This window comes from Shewanella surugensis, from assembly GCF_023284005.1.
Taxonomy (GTDB): domain Bacteria; phylum Pseudomonadota; class Gammaproteobacteria; order Enterobacterales; family Shewanellaceae; genus Shewanella; species Shewanella surugensis.
In genome coordinates, this window is record NZ_JAKIKS010000001.1 from 102,719 (window position 1) to 121,605 (window position 18,887).

Genomic DNA, 18,887 nt, shown 5'->3' on the forward strand with positions numbered 1-18,887 from the left:
ACTCGTTTAACTTAGCCAGTAAATACTTAGCAATACACTCGCTTAATACTTTTATGTTAAACAAAAAGGCTTCAATGGAAGCCTTTATATTGATGCATTAGCATTGAAACTTATTGGATGTTCGCTTTATGTCATTAAAGCGAAATCATCCGATTAAGCTTCAGTTGGTTTACGCCAATCATCAGCACCTGATGTGCCCGCAGAGGTGTGATCCCAAATGATCTTACGGTAAGCAAGCGACACTTTAACCAATTGAGTGAAATCCGATTGGGTTGGATCTTGACAATGCGGCATATGACAATCGATATCCACAATCGTCGCGCCTTCTAATGACGTTGAGAAGAAGTGCTCTTGTTTGCCTTCAACTGACGTGCGGTACCAGTTCATGACCACAGTATTGAGTTTTTCACCGGTTGAAAGCGCGTTATACATTAACGGTACCGCTTTGTTTAGCGCTACAGTGAAGATAAAAGGCTTATGAACACGTTGGCCTGAAGGCTGACCCGATTGTGGATCCGTAGGCACCGTCACCACGTGATTGAACTCTTGAACTAGCATTTCATCTTCATGACCTTCAACGAAGATATCACCGACTGAATCTGACGTGAATGCACCCGCAGTAATGTGACCCTGAGTTTGACCTTCGATGGTGATATAACATGGTGTTGGCATAGGTTAATTCCTTTTATTTTTAACGACTTTATTAAATGATTTTACATAGCTTGTCGTTTATTGTTCGACTTGCCATACTCGATACCCTTAGCAATAAAAGTATTAATATGGGTATCGATACGCTTTTATTGCAGCAAGATTAAAGCATTAAGTGTGCCAACAGTTAACATGCTGTTTTTTAATGACATTGTTTTTATCATTATTTTATCTGAGCAATAAATTGCCTGAGTTGAGCAATAAATTGCCCAGTTGAGCAATAAATTGCCCGCACTTTTATGAATCAATGGCCCTTTATCAATGAGGCAGCATGAAGAGACATGCAGGTAAACGCTGGGCACAAAAAAGCCCACCTCTGTAGGCTTAACGACTGTTTAGCCGATAAAGTAAGAGATGGGCTTACACGCAATCAATGGTGATCTTTCAAGTACTCTTTTAATCTTGTAATAGATTGGCGATTGTCAGTACACCGTGAGCCGTTCCGCCCGCGGCCCAAAGACTGTCACCTGAATCTGAAAATGCAGACGCCAAATCCATATGTAACCAGTTAGCCTCAGGTGTCACAAAACGTGCCAGGAAACCAGCCGCATTAGACGCGCCACCCGCACCACCGCCTTTCATCGCACGACTATTGGCCGTATCGGCATAGGCCGATGGACACATGTCTTTATGCCAAGGATCCAGCGGCAATGGCCATACTCGCTCACCGACTTGCGCCGCTTTGACTTGAGTGAGGCTCAATAATTCGGCTTGCGGTGAGAAAATCGCATTATAGTTCGTGCCCAGCGCCATCACTGCCGCACCCGTTAAGGTCGCCGCATCAATGATAAGTCCTGCGCCGGTTTCAGAAGCCGCTTGTAAGCCATCGGCTAACACTAAACGTCCTTCGGCATCGGTATTGACCACTTCAACTGTCACGCCATTTTTATAGGTTAAAATATCGCCTAATTTATACGCATGGCCACTGATCAAATTTTCAGCGCAACACAAAAACAGTTTCACCCGTTTATTTAAGCCTGACTTTATCGCCAGGCCCAATGCCGCTGTAACCGTTGCCGCGCCGCCCATGTCACACTTCATGCCGAGCATGCCCTCTGAGCCTTTAATGCTGTAACCACCCGAATCAAACGTGATCCCTTTACCCACCAATGCAACAGAAACAGGCGCATCATCACCTAAAGGATTAAAATCCAGTTCTAATAATGCCGGCGGACGTTCGCTACCACGGCCAACAGCATGTATACCATGCCATTGCTCAGCTAATAGTGCTTCGCCTTCAATGATACGATAAGAGACTTTATCGCCCGCGATTTGCGTTAACCACTGCGCCGCTTGCTCGGCGAGTACCATTGGCGCGAGATTTTCAGGGGTTTCATTGACTAACTGACGCGCAAAAAAATTGCACTCCAAACGATGGGCAAGCTCTGTGCGCATGGCTTCATCGCCAGTCCAATGAATATCGGCAATATGACGCGCTGTCGCAAAACCTTGCGCGAAACTCCATTGTTTATCGAGATCCCATTGCTGGCCGTCTAAGTTCACTGCCGTCACGCCTTGAGAACGTAATTTACGTGCCGCTTGCTGAATTTGGCGTAATTCATCCCCTTTACTCAGATGCACAATGGCTTGATCATCTTGAAAGGTCACTTTGGCTTGACCCCAATGGGCAGCAGCGGGCTCATGAGTTAATTGCACTTTCATTTTATTGCTCATTTTGACTCCTGTGACACTCTCTTTTTCCCTAATACAGCTAATTCCCAAGGTATTAAAGCATAAATCAGACGTTACCTCGCCCAACTTATTAGAGAGTTGTTGTAAAAATGTAGGATTTATAATGCTGGCAGTTTACTCGATTACCGCTTGCAAGCACACCGTTTATCCGCGACGAGTCCCTTAACTTTGATCTCTAACTTTAGTGCTTTCGCTTTAACAGCTTATTTTTAAAGCGTGAGCTTGTTATCCTATCCCCAACTCTTTATACGTGATGTGAATACGATGAAATTTTCTCCGTCTTTTGAAAGCGGTACTTTAATTACCCGTTATAAACGCTTTTTGGCCGATATTCGACTGGATGATGGCAGCGAAGTCACCATTCATTGCCCCAATACTGGCTCAATGAAAAATTGCTTATATCCAGACCATAAGGTGTGGTTTTCAACATCAGATAACCCCAAACGTAAATATTCTCGCACTTGGGAACTCATGCAAACACCCAATGGAGAATGTATTGGCATCAATACCGGACGCGCTAATACCTTGGCTGAAGAAGCTATTCAAGCGGGGACCATTGCAGAGCTATCGGGTTACAAAACATTAAAAAGAGAAGTCAAATACGGTAGCGAAAATAGTCGTATTGATATTTTACTTGAAGACGATAATCTGCCGCCTTGCTATATAGAAGTCAAAAGTTGCACCTTACTTGAAGGCCACCAAGGCTATTTTCCCGATGCCGTGACCACTCGAGGCCAAAAACATTTACGAGAACTCATGGAAATGGTGGCAAAGGGTCACAGAGCCGTTCTATTGTTTGTGGTACAACATACGGGGATACAAAGTGTTAAAGCCGCCAAGCATATTGATCCCGATTATGCCAACTTACTCAAACAGGCGAAAAAAGCGGGCGTAGAAGTTTTAGCATACCGTGCCAGCCTTAGCTGCGACGAAAGTAAATTGATTAAAGCTTGTGCGGTTGAAGATTAAATTTAAACCAAGTATTGATAAAAAGCCCCTTGGCGCCCATAGTCTTAGATAAGATTTTGCTAAAATAAAATAAAAATAAATTATTTGCGTATACTTAACTATTCTGGTATAGATAGCGGCCATAAATTATGGACACCCAGAACGCGAACGATTAACAGGAGATGCGTTATGCCTGAAGGCAACAAAAAACTTGGCGTACTCGCTATAGCAGGAGTCGATCCTTACCAAGAAAAACCGGGTGAGGAATACATGAATTCAGAGCAGTTGAGCCATTTCAAGGTCATTCTTGAAGCATGGCGTGGACAACTGCGAGAGGAGGTAGATCGTACCCTCAACCATATGCAAGATGAAGCTGCCAATTTCCCTGATCCTGTCGATCGTGCAGCCCAAGAAGAAGAATTTAGCTTAGAGTTACGTGCTCGTGATAGAGAACGCAGACTGATTAAGAAAATTGAAAAAACATTACAGAAAATTGAAGAAGATGATTTCGGTTTCTGTGATTCTTGTGGTATTGAAATTGGTGTTCGTCGTCTCGAAGCTCGCCCTACAGCCGACCAATGTATCGATTGTAAGACACTAGCTGAAATAAAAGAAAAACAATTGGCGGGTTAACCTCTCCAATGAATAAGCGATGGTCAATCTTTGTCTATCGCTTATTTTTTTGCCTTTCTACTATGCTTTTTTTCTTCGCATCAGGTTGCGTTACTTTACCATTACGACCTTATAACCCTATTTTTTACAAGCCTATTTTTATCACCCATCCCTTTTCTCAATCAATATTTATCACTTAGCTCTCATGACAAATCCGACTCACTCGACTTACCGAGGCCGCTTCGCTCCCTCACCGTCAGGCCCCTTACATTTTGGCTCTCTGATTGCCGCACTGGGCAGTTATTTGCGCGCGCGCTCCAAGCGCGGTCAATGGCTGGTGCGCATGGAAGATATCGATCCTCCTCGTGAACAAGTGGGCGCCGCCGATACCATATTGCACACCTTAGAAGCCTTTGGTTTTGAATGGGATGAAAAGGTTTTGTATCAAAGCCAACGTGTGATCAGCTACCAAGCGGTGATCCATCAATTACTCACACACAATCAAGCCTATTATTGCCAGTGCTCTCGCAAACAGATTAAAGCCATGGGGGGCTTTTATGATGGCCGCTGTGGCCAACGCCTCCAAACTCATCAACAGGGGGCCATTCGCATACGTAACCCCGGCCCAACAATCCAATTTAACGACATGATTAAAGGCATGATCCCTATCGACCCTCACTTTGCCGCAGAAGATTTTATCATTAAGCGCAGCGATGGCCTTTATGCTTATCAGCTAGCAGTGGTGATTGATGATGCTTTTCAACAAATCACTGAAGTGGTGCGCGGGAGTGATTTACTGCTCCCTACCGGCAGACAGATCAATTTATTTCAATTATTAGGCAAAACGCCTCCACACTGGTTACATTTACCCCTAGCCTGTGAAGAGAAAGGTAAAAAATTATCAAAACAGAATCATGCAACAGCCATTGATATACACCAGCCCCAAATCAGTATTAATCAAGCCCTGTGCTTTTTAGGCCAAGAAACCGTGACGGTTGAAACCGACACTCGGCTCATGCTGGCACAAGCGATAGCACAATTTAAACTCGATAATATCCCGACTCAAACTGAAATTTTGTTAGATTAACCTCCCGTTTTTCAGGCCACTTGAAAAGCATGCATTCTGTCAGCTGAAAACCTGAATTCATCTCACTTGGGTATATATAATTTTTGGGGTATCATATGCTCCTAAATTTTTAATCTTAGTGACAATCTAAATCTGAGGTGTCCCATTTTTCGCCGTATTAGTCAATTCTGCAAACAGCTATTTGAAGATAAACCAACAATAGAAGCAGCCGCATCCAACGGGCTTCGTCTTGATGTTGTGCCGAGAAGCGCCCATACCATTTCTCGTCGACAGATTAGCGAAAATGCCCTCAAGGTACTGTATAGATTACACAAGTCCGGCTTTAAAGCTTATCTAGTGGGTGGCGGTGTCAGAGATATCTTATTGGGTCTTGCGCCCAAAGATTTTGATGTGGTGACGAATGCGACACCAGAAGAAATCAAACGCTTATTCCGTAATTGCCGTTTAGTGGGGAGACGTTTTCGCTTAGCCCATATTGTCTTTGGTCGAGATGTCATTGAAGTCGCCACCCTACGCGGCCATCATGTTGACAATACTGACAGTGGTGACAAAATTGCCAAAACCAATGCCTCGGGTCGTTTATTACGTGATAATGTCTACGGCACCATAGATGAAGATGCTGAAAGACGTGATTTTACCGTCAATGCACTTTATTACGATATCAGCGACTTTTCGATCCATAGCTATGGCGGTGGCCTGCAAGATCTAGACTCTCGTACCTTAAGGTTGATAGGCGATCCAGAGACTCGTTACCGCGAAGATCCTGTTCGCATGTTACGTGCGGTGCGTTTCGCCACTAAATTGGATATGAATATCGAGGCAAAAGCGGCCGCACCTATCCCCAATTTAGCCCCCCTGCTGAAGGATATTCCAGCAGCACGCATGTACGAAGAAGTGCTAAAATTATTTTTTGCTGGTAAGGCTAAGAAAAACTATTTAATGATGCGTAAGCTTGGATTATTTAATCCCTTGTTTCCGCTAATTGATACCCAGCTGAATGAAGAAGACAATGCACCCGTTGTTAAGCTCATTAGCCAAATGATGGATAATACCGATCTTAGGATCGCAGAAGAAAAACCGGTCACACCGGCTTTCTTCTATGCGGCCCTTCTTTGGTACCCATTGAGTCAGCGGGCTGATGATATAGCCCTTGAAAGTGGCCTCAGCTCCTATGATGCTTACTATGCTGCCATGGGCGATGTCATGGAGCAACAGTGCAACTCGATTAGTATTCCAAGGCGTTTTAGCACCATTACAAAAGATATTTGGCAATTACAGCTGCGTTTTGAACGTAACCGTGGTACCCGTGCTTTTAAGTTTATTGAGCACCCGAAATTTAGAGCCGCTTATGATTTACTCTTATTGCGCGCCGATGCTGAAGGTGGCGCTATCGCTAAGAGCACTGCTTGGTGGAAAAGTTTTGTTGAAGGCAACGAAGAGCAGCGCAGTGTGATTGCCCGTTCGGCCAGTAAAAATTTGCCCCGTAAACGTCGTTCGAATCAAGGTCGTCGACGTAAGCCGACAGCCGAGCAGGATAAAACAGACTCATGACCCTTGTTTATGTCGCATTAGGGGCTAATCTAGCGGATCCCATTACGCAGTTAGATAACGCCTGTAACGCATTGTCATTATTAACCGAGTCTGATGTACAAGTGTCATCTTATTACCGCTCTCGCCCTATGGGCGAGGTCGTTCAGCCCGATTTCATTAATGCTGTAGCCTGTTTCAATACCTCATTATCGGCCATCGCCTTACTCGATGCATTACAGCATATAGAAAATAGCCAAGATCGCGTTAGATTAGAACGTTGGGGACCCCGAACCTTAGATTTAGATATCATCCTTTATGGGAATGAACAGTTCGCAACCCCGCGATTAACCATTCCTCATATTGGCATGACACTGCGCAGCTTTGTCCTTATCCCCCTATTTGAACTTGCGCCTGAACTCATTTTACCCAATGGCAGCCCATTAAGCGGTTATGTTACACAGGCATTACAAGATGAATTAAGTGTGATTGAAACGTCAGTAGCGTAAAGTCTGGCTCAATAACTACATTATTAATTAGGTTTAAATTAACATTATGTCAAAAATTACCAGTTCGACCTTACTCAAATTTAAGAAAGAAGGTAAAAAGTTTACCTCTTTGACGGCCTATGATGCGAGCTTTGCCAATGCGTTTGATAGTGAAGGGGTAGATGTATTACTGGTCGGCGATTCCATGGGAATGGTACTGCAAGGACACTCAGATACCTTGCCTGTTTCAGTTGACGATATTGCTTATCATACTCGCTGCGTTAGCCGTGGTATTGAGCGGGCATTATTGATTGCTGACATGCCTTTTATGAGTTATGCCACACCCGAGCAAGCCATGACAAACGCCGCTATCTTAATGAAAGCGGGTGCGAATATGGTAAAAATAGAAGGGGGCCATTGGTTGCTTGAAACCGTCACCAAACTCACCGAGCGCGGCATCCCCGTTTGTGCGCATTTAGGTCTTACACCTCAATCTGTTCATGTGTTTGGTGGCTTTAAAGTCCAAGGCCGTGATACGGATAATGCACAACGTATTCTTGATGAAGCCAAAGCAATAGAAGCGGCGGGAGCACAATTACTGGTGGTTGAGTGTATTCCTGCTACATTAGCTAAAACCATCACTGAAGCCCTTACAATCCCTGTGATTGGCATCGGCGCTGGCAGCGATACCGATGGTCAAATTTTAGTGATGCATGATGTTTTGGGTATTTCAAGCGGCTATATTCCGCGCTTTTCTAAAAACTATCTTAAGCAAACGGGTGAAATCCGCAGTGCTATTCGTGCTTACATCGATGAAGTCGCAGAGGGCACTTTCCCGAGCCCTGAGCATACCTTTAGTTAATTAGATATAACCAATATTTCGATAGGATCAAGCTGTTATGATCACCATTCACACCATAGATGAAGTACGGACTCACATCCGCCATTGGCGACAAAAAGGTGAAACTGTTGCCTTAGTCATGACCATGGGTAATTTACATCAAGGCCATGTGAGCTTAATCAAAGCGGCAGCCCAAAAAGCCGATCATGTGGTCGCATCCATTTTTGTCAATCCCATGCAATTTGGCAAAAATGAAGATTTCGACACTTACCCAAAAACCTTAGCCGTCGATCAGCTTGCCTTATCCGAAGCAGGAACAGCATTATTATTCGCGCCCAATGCCACCACGGTTTACCCCAATGGCATGGACACACAAACCTTTGTTGAGGTGCCTAGAGTGTCAGAAGAGCTTTGTGGTGCGGGTCGCCCAGGCCACTTTCGGGGTGTCGCCACAGTGGTATGCAAATTTTTTAATATTATTCAGCCTGATTTTGCCTTTTTTGGCCGTAAAGATTTCCAACAACTCTTAGTCATTAACACCATGGTTGAAGACTTATCACTGCCCATTGAAGTCATTGGAGTAGAAACCATGCGTGAAGCCTCAGGCTTAGCCATGAGCTCCCGTAATGGCTATTTATGCTCAGATCAAAAACAACAAGCTGCCAGCATTAAAAAAGTCATGGATGCCATGTCGATAGATATCAAACAAGGTAAAGCCCTTGACGCTGTGACGCAAGAATACCTACAAACCTTAATCAATACTGGCTTTGTGCCTGAGTATTTAGAAGTGCGCAACGCAAAAAATCTCTACCCTGCAGCAGATCTCGATAAAGAATTAGTCATTTTAGTGGCCGCAAAAATGGGCAGCACGCGCCTTATCGATAATCAATGCGTTAATCGTTAATATCAATGCCTAACAAATCATTAGGGCTAAAAAATTTTTAGTCCATTGCTTTAATATTCCCCGCATTACTCACCTCATGCGCCTTTTTGTTCACGCATATTTTGCACATCATAGGTTTTCTAAGCTTATCAGCGTAAGATGACGTATATACACACTTTAGAAGTCAATTCACATGAAACTCTTTCTCTTTGATCATTGCCCTTATTGCATCAAAGCCATGATGGTGGCAGGTTATAAACAAATTGATGTGGAATTCATCTATCTACAAAACCATGATATTCAGGCCCGTATTGACAAAGTCGGGGCTAATTTAGTGCCTATTTTACAAAAAGCAGACGGCAGTTACATGGCAGAAAGCTTAGATATTGCTCGCTATCTTGATCAGCGAGAAGCTGAACCGACACTTGATGCTCCTCGTTTTGATGCAGCCATTAATGAATGGATAACAAAAACGAAACGGTTAAGTTCTGCCTTAGTGTATCCTCGCTGGCTAAAAATCCCCCTCCCAGAGTTTCAGTGTAATGAAGCAAAAGATTGGTTTACGGGGAAAAAAACATCGACACTGGGAATAAACTTTGAAACGGCTTATCAAAATACGGCTGAATACTTAACAGCGCTATATCCACAACTTGAAGAGATTGATTGGTTAATATTACCTTCAGAGCGAAAAAACCGTTTAAGCTATGATGATGTGAATTTTTTTCCAACACTGCGTAATCTCACCGTCATCAAGGACATTGAATTCCCCGTACATATTCGCCGATATATTGAAGAAGTCTCTGCCATCACAGCAATACATTTATACGATGAGGTTGCGGTTTAGATTTCAATGCTTAACTAACCTGACTTAGGGTTAAGCAGTACCACTTAAATAGCGCTATTTTGGCCCCTAGTAAAAAATAGGCGCAGCAAATTTTAAATATCATTTAAGTGCTATTTAACACTCGTTATCCCAAATTCAGGTTAACTAAAATAAAAGCAGCTCATTAGCCTGATTTTATTTTTCATTTACGATACCGTTAATGCGCTTTCATAAACTCATCCACTAAGTGATTAAATTGATCCGCGCCTTCAATAAACATAAAATGTTTACCCCCTTCTTCCTCATCAAAAATAACTAACTGAGAGCCTTTAATCTGTTGATGCATCCATTCTTGAGAACTCACCGATGTTGGACTCGCACGGCCACCAACAATCAGTGTTGGCACCGTAATTCGAGGGATCACATCTCGCCAATCTTGATGAAAATGATTATAAATTAATGCTGCTGCTAATTTACCCGGGAAGTTAATACTATTTTGAATTAGCCACTGCTTTTCTTTTGCAGGCATTTTACTGGACATTTGGTGGTTCAATAATATGGCTTTATAGTTATCCCCTTTAGCACTTATAAGCGTATTATAGATTTCCATAGCGGAGTCAGGATCCACTAAAGGCCCGAAATCAGCTATCTCTTGAGGCGTCCATTCGGGATTACTCACTAATGCTGCGACTCTTTCAACTAGAATTAGCTTGCTTATTTTATCTGAGCCAAATAAATCCCAATAGCATAAGATCACTGCTGCACCCAAGGCATGGCCCAATAGCACGACATTATCTAAGGATAAATGCACTAACAGCTCATCGACATCTTTCGCCAAACGATACACTTTATAACCATACTCCACTTGCTGCGAAAGGCCATGTCCTCGCATATCGAGGGCAATGGTTCGATACTTCTGACTCAAGGTTTGAATTTGATAATGATACTGTTCAACGGACTGTGACCAACTAGGGAGCATCACAATGACTTGCCCCTCGCCTTTGTCGAGGTAATGTAATTTAACGCCGTCATTGGTGTAAAAATAATGGCTCTCTTTATCTGCTAAGCCCATGGCTTTGTCCTTAGGGGTAACGCGCTCCCCATCACCTTTAATTAATACTTTCCATTATTGATAAAGAAAAAACGAATAAAGCAAGTGAGTCATTTTGGCATCTTAGATTTACGGTGAACTCTCTGTCGATCTCACTCTACTAGAATAGCAAATCGGTGAATATTTACCGAAAATAAACGTATCTAAACATTTGCTGTAAAGACTCTATTTTCTCATAATGGGAACAGTATAAAGAACAATAAAACAAAGTGATAATAGCACTCTATCTAAAGATAATTAATGGATAGGAATAAGTTAATAATAGGTATATTACTCTAAAAGCACTCAATATTTAGCCTCAATTCATATTAAACACTCAACATCGGAATAATTGCCGTGATTAATAAGCCTGCCATAATATAATTGAATTTATTCTGATAGGCTTTATTACTCAATAATGGCTGTAAAAATTTTCCCGAATAGAGCCACAGTAAGGCACAAGGGATAGTCACCAACAAAAATACTGCTGCAATCATTAATATTTGCATATCAATTTCTTCTTGTGTATTTGAAGTGAAGGTGGCTATCGCTGTTAAAGCCGCCACCCAAGCTTTGGGGTTAACCCATTGCAATGAAGCAGACTGTATGAAGCTGAAAGGCTTCACTCTTTTTTCACCCTCTATCTTGGTATTGCTCATTGCAATGCACCATGCTAGATATAATAAGTATCCAATGCCGACATATTTTATCCCTGTTTGTACCACTGGGTATGTATGAAAAAAGCCACTAAAACCAAACCCTGTCACCAACACTAAAGCAGGAAACCCCACTCCGATCCCGAATAACTGAGGACAACTTCGTCTAAAGCCAAAGTTGACCCCTGATGACATCAAAGTGATATTACTGGGACCTGGAGTAATCGCATAAAAAAAGCAAAAATAGCAATACTGGTTAATAAGGTGATGGTCATTTCGATCGTTTAACGCTATCAATGGGCAGATGGCGGCACTATAATGCGCAAATATGACAGAAAATAGTGACTTTCAGCTCATCTTCAGTAAATAGACACCATTTCTGACATTTTTTATGATTAGTTCAGCTTGCATAAAGTAATACGCTTAAAATGTTAAAATTTGTTATATTCTATACAGTAAAGACATTACGCCTTCTCTTTATGTATGTATTTGAAATGTTATGCAAAACACTTATATAATTGAATTTTAAATTAAAATAATAGATCGATGTCAGTCATCGATAAAAATCATAACCTCATCCAAAGTGCTAAATACTGAATATCAAATACAACATTCTGAGGCATTAAACAAAATGGTTTGATGCCTCATCAGCGACAATGAGTGTGTCTGCATGTCACTTAGCAGGCAAAGTCGCTTTTGCAAACCTTGTAATGCCAAATAAAAATCCCCGCAGCAAGCTATCTCGCCTTTGGCTCAACTTCGCTACGCGAAGCGGGGTATTAAGATACTGAAATACTAAAACTTACGCAGCCAACTGCGGGGAATCAGACCCACTGAGATTCAATTGATAGGCGGCATCCAATACCACTTGTTTATCGGCTTACACTCGCTGACCCAGCCTTTATTATTCTCCTTTTGTTTTCTCTGAAGTGGGATATTTAAAAATCCACCTACAATAGAATATTGAGCGGCCTCTTTTTAAAGTATTTTCACCGATAAGCTATCCTCATTAATATCCATAAAAGAGATCATTTAGGGAACATATGTCTTTTAAAAGTATCCTACTTGCATTAATAACCGTTATTGTCATCGGCCTTAGTTATCCTATTACTAAAATCGCCATGAGAGAATTACCCCCTATTTTGTTAGCCGCATTGAGGTTTATCTTTGCAGCAATTCCCTTTGTTTGGTTTACCCCCTTTCCAAAAACATCTATTTGGAATTTATTGGGTGTTGGCACTTTTCTTGGGGTCTTTGCCTTTGGTCTTATGTATTATGCATTACAGGCTGATATACAGGCTGGTATTGCGGCTTTGCTCATGCAGTCTCAAGTGCTGTTTACTATATTGCTAAGTATGATTTTTTTCGGTGATAAAATGAAAAAAAATCAGATGATTGGATTTGCTGTCTCACTACTCGGCTTCAGTGTTTTCTTTATACATGCCAAAGGAGGCGGTTCAAGCTCACTCATTGGATTACTTTTTATACTCTGTGCCGGTTTTTTTTGGGCCATAGCAAATATGTTTTTTAAGCGCATGAAAGACGTTAACTTATGTCATTTTATGATTTGGACTTCTCTTATTCCGCCATTGCCTCTATTGTTAATATCTTATACCAAAGAAACTCATCATTCGATAGATTTATTGCTGAACACCAGCATATCAGCTTGGCTATCAATACTATACCAAAGCGTCATTGTCACTGTGATTGGCTATGCTTTATGGGGCGATCTGTTACGCCGTTATTCATCAATAAACATTGCCCCTTTTAGCTTATTAATGCCCGTAGCGGGTTTAATTGGCGCCAATATTATTTTGGGCGAAAAGCTCACGGTGATGGAACTAGTAGGCACTATTATTATCATGATAGGTTTAATGATTTGTGTGTTGGGCCATCATTGGAAACGATTCACCCCTGATTCGTTAGACCTCAAACCATAACATCAAACTGTATTGGCCAAGCCCGCCTCTCTTAATGGACGTTTTTCAACATTTTCCCCTTGGATCACCATTCTCTGCATTAGCTTAATGGATACAATTCGAAATATCAGGCCATTGCATTATTTGATACTTGCGATTTTGGCCTATTGATCTTTGATTATGTCTGTAGCCGTTTATGGATTATTTATACCAGTCAGATCTGGTGTGGTATCGTTGTTCTCGGCTGGGGTGCAAATGTCGCCCTACCGGCCCCATCCATGAGGATCCCGTCACTGATATTTACAGTGTACTTAGAGGACATCGAAGTCGTTCCCTATATTAACGCTCAACATCTAGCAAAGTGCGCTTGAGTAAGATTAAACTGTAAAGCGAAGTCAAAATAGCACATTATTTAAAACATTGATGTTGAAGATAAGGCTATTGAGGGCAATCCAAGTGAAGAGTCAGAGTCAGAGACATAACGTTTACTCTGACCCGATATTTCATAGGCCTCAACACTCCGTTAAATTAAGCCTCTAAAGTTGCCCCCCCCCTGATAATTAAATAAACACTGTAATTTTTACTATAATATAGGCTGTGATACTTACAATGGAAGTTGTTATGTACAAGGAATTTAGAGAGTGTTTACATGATGAAATTGAAACCATGAAAGATATGGGAGTTTCAATCACTGCCAGTACTATCAAGTATTACGAAACAACCTATGCCCAAGGTGGCTGTCCCTGCCCTGCATGTTTCATACGTAAAAACAAAAATGTTGCTATGCAATGCTTAAGTCATGATGGAGAGAAAAATATTCATGCCGATCTTTTTGAATGCCCAGAGTGTGAAGGATTTATTGAAGTTGGAGGTTAATCGGTCTATTTAGGGAGTATTAAATTGATCCTAGGCAGTACTTTCGGACACTCGGCTAAGTGAGTAAAATACTAACCGAGGTGTAATATAATGACAAAGAAAATACGCAAAATACACACAGATGAGTTCAAGACAGAAGCACTTGCTTTAGCTGAAAGAAACGGGGTTTCCAAAGCCGAAAAAGAACGGGGTATTCATGAATCACAAATCTATAGTTGGCGTGCAAAAACAGCCAAAAAAGTCAGTACTAGCCAGAGGGAAGCCGAGCTTGCCGCCGAAGTCGCTAAGCTTAAGCTTTCGGAGCAAGCAGAGGATTTAGCTATCTTAAAAAAAGGCGGCCACCTACTTCGCAAAAAATCAAAAATAGCCCGTTTTGAATTCATGCTCGAGCACCAACATTATTTATCAACGAAACGTATGGCGCGGGTGCTTCGAGTATCACGAAGTGGGTATTATCACTGGCGTCATTATGCTCAAGAGCCTAGCAATAGAATTCTTAATCGCGATTATAGAGATATGAAAATAAAACAAATTCTCGATGAAAGTAAAGAGCGTTATGGTGCCATTCGTATTCAACGAGAGTTGATAGAAGCTACAACTGCAATCAAGACCATATCTGATAGCATTCGTAGACAAAACTTGGTGGCCAAGGCAGCCAAAAAATTCAAGGTGACGACTGACAGTGACCATCAATTAGCTATTACTGATAATGTGTTAGAGTAAAACTTTGATGCTAGCGCGCCTAATCAAAAATGGGTGCAGGATATCATTTACGCTTGAGCATGAGCCGAAAAGGAAACTGTTGGGACAACGCTGTTGCTGAGATTTTCTTCCATTCACTCAAAGTTGAAGCTATCCAATATGAACCAATAATGACTTGTGACGAGATGCGTCATGCTGTCTTCTAATACATTGAAGTTAATTACAATCGTACAAGAAGGCATAGTGCAATTGGGTATCAAAGCCCACTGCATTATGAACAGCAAAAAGTCGCTTAATTGAGTGTCCAGTTTTAGTGCGGGGTATCACTAGCTTAGTACCAATTTAAACTGTAAACAACAATAACAGAAAAGATAACGGAATAACAAAACAGAATAGCTATCAACATGATAAATAGTGAACATAGCAGAAACAAATTAAGCCTATTCTAATGTACAGAAATGAACCTTTGAGTATGAATTTACCATTATCTTTACCGATCACAAAAAGTGGTAAAATTGACGTAAGTTAAAAATGAATAATGAGATCTGGATTATTATCCGGATCATTTTTAGCTGTGCCATCTGAAGTTGGCGAGCCTCCTGTGTATAAAATAACGCCACAAGCTGCTGGTGCTGCCATTGATGTCCCCGACATCGTACTCGTACCGCCACCACGTTTTAATGATAAAACATTGACACCTGGAGCCGAGAAATCAACGGGAGGGTTCCCCCAATTAGACCAACTGGGCATCGTATCTGTAATATCAATGGCCGAAATGGTGAATATATTCGAGCCCTCAACCCTCGCAGGGGAGTGATTATTGGCATCATCACTATCATTACCAGCAGCCAATACAAAAAATATGCCTTTGTGAGAGGCGGCTAGAACTGCGGCATCTAATGAAGGACTAATACCTCCTCCAAGACTCATATTCGCACAATCCCCCGCAGAGGCATGAGCCGCGACATGATCAATACCAGCAATGACACCAGAGGTTGATCCTGAACCTCTAGAATCAAGCACTTTTATCGGTACCACGGTTGCGCCTGCGGCAACCCCCACTACATCAATATCATTATCAATCGCTGCGATGGTACCAGCAACATGGGTACCATGACCATGACCATCATTCATTCCCGCATTTTTACCTTTAGTAAAAGCTGAAAAACCTACACTTGAGTCGATATGTAAATCTTGGTTGCTAAGATCGATTCCAGTATCAATTACCCAAGCTCTCATACCGACAGCGGAATGACTTCCGCCGACTCGCGTTACCCCCCAAGGTGTGCTTTGCAAAACAGTATTAGCACTGTCACCTTTACCCGGCTTTATCGGTTTGCCTCGATTAATCGTAATAATACTATCAGGAGTAAAGGAGTCTATTTCGGTGTCATCACCGAAGGCTCGCTGCGCCGCTGCGCAGGGCATTGATATGGTAAAACCTTTAATACTGTGCTGGTAAACGTGTTTCAGCTTGACTTGAGTTGTTGAACCTTTATTGGCTTTTGCGAGTAAATTGTTTGCGCGACCCGTTATTTCGCTCGAAGGTAAGTTATCATGAAAGCGCACAATACACTGTAAATGTACATTGTGTAGCTCTGATGAACTGGAATAAGTGGGCTCATTATCAACGGCCATAACCGAAATAGAAGTGATACCTGCAATAGCAAACGTAATAGATGATGCAAGGGCTGATTTCAACATGGTACCGCCTCCGAAAACCATCAAATCCTTCGCACGACACACCACACTAATGAGCCAAGAGCCCCATTAGTGCAATTTAATTAGTAAGTATTTTATATAGTGTAATAGCATGAATTAAATAATGAGTGGGTCTTAAGTATGATATTGACCTAAACTAATGAATATACTTTTAATAATAGATAGTACTTGTGTACTATTTTGGCGCTCGCTCTTAATCATGTTTTAGCTTTACCACATTGATTATGGGAGAGACTCGGAAATGCCAGATTAGCATGGGGTTAAAGTCAGCGAGAAGAAGCTTAACGACTGCCTCTATGGTTTTCCTTACCAATAATTAGCAGTACCAATAAGGATATGGGAAATGCCTTACTGTTGTCAGGAACAACAAAGGCCATTAGCATCACCTTTAATCAAAACTTTTCTAATCCCCGTCCCAATGCAGTACTCTTAAATGATAAAGATTAGCTATAGTAACAGTAATCACAATCTGGCTGTCATCGTCATCTTAACAATACATCTACAAGGTATAAAAATCATTCATTGAAAACAACTCAGCAAGCGATACAAAAAATGTTAGCCTAAAGCACTAATGGGATAACCAAACATAATCCAACCGCTGCCGATTAAATGGAGTCAATATGCGATATCTACACACTATGGTGCGTGTTAAAGACTTAACGCAATCACTTGTATTTTATTGTGACCAACTAGGATTAATGGAAGTACGCAGAATAGACAATGAAAAAGGCCGTTTTACTCTGATCTTTCTTGCCGCTCCAGAAGATCGGGAACAAGCAACAACCCAAGCACCGTTAATTGAATTAACCTATAACTGGGATACAGAAGACTATGGGAGCGGGCGGAACTTTGGCCATCTTGCTTTTTGTGTCGACAATATCTACGAGACTTGTCAAAAATTACTTGATAATGGCATTGCCATTAACCGCCCTCCACGAGATGGCCATATGGCCTTTATCCGATCACCGGATGGTATTTCAATTGAATTACTGCAAAAAGGTGAAGCGCTTCCTTTCAGTGAACCTTGGCAATCTATGGAGAACACAGGTAGCTGGTAGGCTCTAAAAGCATCTCACATGTTAGTTTAACTCAATAACATGTGAGTTCACAGCGTTAAAAAAATTGGGGTTTATTATACATCAAAATGCTGATTGTCAATGTCGGCTAAATCAGAACTTCAAGGCCTTTGTTCGCCACCAGATTGAGTAGTTTTAATGACCTGCCACGAGGTTTTTTACTGCCTTGCTCCCACTGCCGAATGGTCGATGGACTCGTATTTAGGTAAGCGGCACTTCTTGTTTAAGTAAGTGTTTTACTCACATAGGTTTGTTCACGAATAGACTTAATAGCTGCGACGTCAAATTCACGTATGGTTTACACATCCATGACCCTGCTTTAAAAGGGATTAATGAAAGTCCACCAATGTTTTTTAGTGTATCGAAACGAGGATATCCTAATGAAGTTGATAATCCCCTTTTAAATTTAACAATGGGTGGCTCAGTTAATTCTGCATGTTTCATACGTAAAAACAAAAATGTTGCTATGCAATACTTAAATCATGATAGAGATAACAATATTCATGCCGATCTTTTTGAATGCCCAGAGTGTGAAGGATTTATTGAAGTTGGAGGTTAATAGGTCTATTTAGGGAGTATTAGATTGTATAGGTTCATTTGAATGGTGATGTTATGCATATTTCCCATCACCCATAGCTGTATAACTAGAGCGTACTCATATAAATCATCTTTCCCTGTACACGACCAAACAGAATTAAAGTAACCTACTGATACATATACTTAATTTGGTTATAATATTTTTACTAAAAAACAATTATAAAATCTATCAGCAAGTTGTCATCTATTTTAAATACTTCTTTATCTTGGAACAAGCCTAGGATCACCTTATTATCTCATTTCTTGATGTCACTGTTTGCAGTAAGGACGGTCAACCTAAAACAAATTGCCAATGCAATGAGGGATACTGCAAAACCTGAATCAAATTATCGTAGACTCCAACGTTTTTTTCATCATACAACTTTTGCTACGATGAATTAGCAAGATTTATTGTGGGACTCTTTTTCAATGAAAAAGCCCATTGGTACTTAACCATGGATAGAACAAACTGGAAATATGGCAATTTAAACATCAACATACTGATGCTTGGTATATGTTACAAAGGAAGAGCTATCCCAGTGTGCTGGTCAATGCTCAATAAAAAAGGGAATTCAAATACTGCGGAGCGCATTGAGCTTGTCAGTCGATTCATGAGTATTTTTGGTAAAGAGCGGATCAAAGGTTGACTTGCAGACAGATA

General features: G+C 41.4%; 18 protein-coding genes and 1 pseudogene. 14 read left to right on the top strand and 5 right to left on the bottom strand.

The genetic code is table 11. The features are described 5' to 3' along the window. Positions 1–153 precede the first annotated feature (153 nt). A complete protein-coding gene (locus L2764_RS00435; protein WP_248938265.1) occupies positions 154–672 on the bottom strand; it encodes an Hcp family type VI secretion system effector in 519 nt (172 codons plus the stop codon). Positions 673–1,104: 432 nt separating this feature from the next. After that, positions 1,105–2,382 (bottom strand): aminopeptidase PepB, encoded by a 1,278-nt coding sequence (gene pepB / locus L2764_RS00440; RefSeq protein WP_248938266.1) that lies wholly within the window; start codon positions 2,380–2,382, stop codon positions 1,105–1,107. Positions 2,383–2,664: 282 nt separating this feature from the next. Between pepB and sfsA the strand changes: the two genes are divergently transcribed. From sfsA to grxB, 8 genes are all read left to right on the top strand, one after another. Then, entirely contained in the window at positions 2,665–3,369 is a 705-nt protein-coding gene (gene sfsA, locus L2764_RS00445) for a DNA/RNA nuclease SfsA (protein WP_248938268.1), read from the top strand. A 168-nt stretch (positions 3,370–3,537) separates the two neighbouring features. After that, entirely contained in the window at positions 3,538–3,981 is a 444-nt protein-coding gene (dksA, locus tag L2764_RS00450) for an RNA polymerase-binding protein DksA (protein ID WP_248938269.1), read from the top strand. A 184-nt stretch (positions 3,982–4,165) separates the two neighbouring features. Then, a complete protein-coding gene (gluQRS, locus tag L2764_RS00455) occupies positions 4,166–5,047 on the top strand; it encodes a tRNA glutamyl-Q(34) synthetase GluQRS (protein ID WP_248938270.1) in 882 nt (293 codons plus the stop codon). A gap of 237 nt (positions 5,048–5,284) precedes the next feature. Beyond that, a complete protein-coding gene (pcnB, locus tag L2764_RS00460; RefSeq protein ID WP_248938271.1) occupies positions 5,285–6,598 on the top strand; it encodes a polynucleotide adenylyltransferase PcnB in 1,314 nt (437 codons plus the stop codon). Next, on the top strand, positions 6,595–7,083 hold the full coding sequence (folK, locus tag L2764_RS00465; RefSeq protein WP_248938272.1) for a 2-amino-4-hydroxy-6-hydroxymethyldihydropteridine diphosphokinase: 489 nt from the start codon (positions 6,595–6,597) through the stop codon (positions 7,081–7,083). The genes pcnB and folK overlap by 4 nt, the downstream gene beginning before the upstream one ends. A 46-nt stretch (positions 7,084–7,129) precedes the next feature. After that, a complete protein-coding gene (panB, locus tag L2764_RS00470) occupies positions 7,130–7,924 on the top strand; it encodes a 3-methyl-2-oxobutanoate hydroxymethyltransferase (protein ID WP_248938274.1) in 795 nt (264 codons plus the stop codon). Between the two features lie 37 nt (positions 7,925–7,961). Next, a complete protein-coding gene (gene panC, locus L2764_RS00475; RefSeq protein WP_248938275.1) occupies positions 7,962–8,807 on the top strand; it encodes a pantoate--beta-alanine ligase in 846 nt (281 codons plus the stop codon). A 172-nt stretch (positions 8,808–8,979) separates the two neighbouring features. After that, positions 8,980–9,630, top strand: coding sequence for a glutaredoxin 2 (gene grxB / locus L2764_RS00480; protein ID WP_248938276.1), 651 nt, complete (start codon positions 8,980–8,982; stop codon positions 9,628–9,630). A gap of 196 nt (positions 9,631–9,826) precedes the next feature. Here the strand turns inward: grxB and L2764_RS00485 are convergent, their stop codons facing one another. Together L2764_RS00485 and L2764_RS00490 are read right to left on the bottom strand one after the other, a co-directional pair. Then, a complete protein-coding gene (locus tag L2764_RS00485; protein ID WP_248938277.1) occupies positions 9,827–10,681 on the bottom strand; it encodes an alpha/beta fold hydrolase in 855 nt (284 codons plus the stop codon). Positions 10,682–11,028: 347 nt separating this feature from the next. After that, positions 11,029–11,649, bottom strand: a complete 621-nt coding sequence (locus L2764_RS00490) for a LysE family translocator (RefSeq protein ID WP_376708358.1) — start codon at positions 11,647–11,649, stop codon at positions 11,029–11,031. A gap of 749 nt (positions 11,650–12,398) precedes the next feature. Here L2764_RS00490 and L2764_RS00495 point away from each other — a divergent pair. The 3 genes and pseudogenes from L2764_RS00495 to L2764_RS00505 all read left to right on the top strand — a co-directional run bounded on the left by L2764_RS00495 (position 12,399) and on the right by L2764_RS00505 (position 15,148). Beyond that, the gene (locus L2764_RS00495) at positions 12,399–13,295 is read left to right on the top strand and encodes an EamA family transporter (protein WP_248938278.1); all 897 of its coding nucleotides are present in this window, start codon (positions 12,399–12,401) and stop codon (positions 13,293–13,295) included. A gap of 600 nt (positions 13,296–13,895) precedes the next feature. Continuing rightward, positions 13,896–14,150: a hypothetical protein gene (locus L2764_RS00500; RefSeq protein WP_248938279.1), complete on the top strand. Its 255-nt coding sequence runs from the start codon at positions 13,896–13,898 to the stop codon at positions 14,148–14,150. Positions 14,151–14,237: 87 nt separating this feature from the next. Further along, positions 14,238–15,148 (top strand): annotated as a pseudogene (locus L2764_RS00505) (IS3 family transposase). A gap of 229 nt (positions 15,149–15,377) precedes the next feature. Here L2764_RS00505 and L2764_RS00510 read toward each other — a convergent pair. Next, positions 15,378–16,556 carry a S8 family serine peptidase gene (locus tag L2764_RS00510; protein ID WP_248938280.1) on the bottom strand — a complete coding sequence of 393 codons (1,179 nt, stop codon included), beginning with the start codon at positions 16,554–16,556 and terminating at the stop codon, positions 15,378–15,380. A 638-nt stretch (positions 16,557–17,194) separates the two neighbouring features. Here L2764_RS00510 and gloA point away from each other — a divergent pair. From gloA to L2764_RS00525, 3 genes are all read left to right on the top strand, one after another. Next, on the top strand, positions 17,195–17,632 hold the full coding sequence (gloA, locus tag L2764_RS00515; protein ID WP_248938281.1) for a lactoylglutathione lyase: 438 nt from the start codon (positions 17,195–17,197) through the stop codon (positions 17,630–17,632). A 364-nt stretch (positions 17,633–17,996) separates the two neighbouring features. After that, positions 17,997–18,209, top strand: coding sequence for a hypothetical protein (locus L2764_RS00520; protein WP_248938282.1), 213 nt, complete (start codon positions 17,997–17,999; stop codon positions 18,207–18,209). Positions 18,210–18,639: 430 nt separating this feature from the next. Beyond that, positions 18,640–18,873, top strand: a complete 234-nt coding sequence (locus L2764_RS00525; RefSeq protein ID WP_248938283.1) for a hypothetical protein — start codon at positions 18,640–18,642, stop codon at positions 18,871–18,873. The last annotated feature ends 14 nt before the right edge of the window (positions 18,874–18,887 follow it).

Coding starts and splice junctions, on each gene's coding strand:
- L2764_RS00435 (WP_248938265.1), bottom strand. CDS start 672: ATGCCAACACCATGTTATATCACCATCGAAGGTCAAACTCAGGGTCAC.
- pepB (WP_248938266.1), bottom strand. CDS start 2,382: ATGAGCAATAAAATGAAAGTGCAATTAACTCATGAGCCCGCTGCTGCC.
- sfsA (WP_248938268.1), top strand. CDS start 2,665: ATGAAATTTTCTCCGTCTTTTGAAAGCGGTACTTTAATTACCCGTTAT.
- dksA (WP_248938269.1), top strand. CDS start 3,538: ATGCCTGAAGGCAACAAAAAACTTGGCGTACTCGCTATAGCAGGAGTC.
- gluQRS (WP_248938270.1), top strand. CDS start 4,166: ATGACAAATCCGACTCACTCGACTTACCGAGGCCGCTTCGCTCCCTCA.
- folK (WP_248938272.1), top strand. CDS start 6,595: ATGACCCTTGTTTATGTCGCATTAGGGGCTAATCTAGCGGATCCCATT.
- panB (WP_248938274.1), top strand. CDS start 7,130: ATGTCAAAAATTACCAGTTCGACCTTACTCAAATTTAAGAAAGAAGGT.
- panC (WP_248938275.1), top strand. CDS start 7,962: ATGATCACCATTCACACCATAGATGAAGTACGGACTCACATCCGCCAT.
- grxB (WP_248938276.1), top strand. CDS start 8,980: ATGAAACTCTTTCTCTTTGATCATTGCCCTTATTGCATCAAAGCCATG.
- L2764_RS00485 (WP_248938277.1), bottom strand. CDS start 10,681: ATGGGCTTAGCAGATAAAGAGAGCCATTATTTTTACACCAATGACGGC.
- L2764_RS00495 (WP_248938278.1), top strand. CDS start 12,399: ATGTCTTTTAAAAGTATCCTACTTGCATTAATAACCGTTATTGTCATC.
- L2764_RS00500 (WP_248938279.1), top strand. CDS start 13,896: ATGTACAAGGAATTTAGAGAGTGTTTACATGATGAAATTGAAACCATG.
- L2764_RS00510 (WP_248938280.1), bottom strand. CDS start 16,556: ATGTTGAAATCAGCCCTTGCATCATCTATTACGTTTGCTATTGCAGGT.
- gloA (WP_248938281.1), top strand. CDS start 17,195: ATGCGATATCTACACACTATGGTGCGTGTTAAAGACTTAACGCAATCA.
- L2764_RS00520 (WP_248938282.1), top strand. CDS start 17,997: ATGTTTTTTAGTGTATCGAAACGAGGATATCCTAATGAAGTTGATAAT.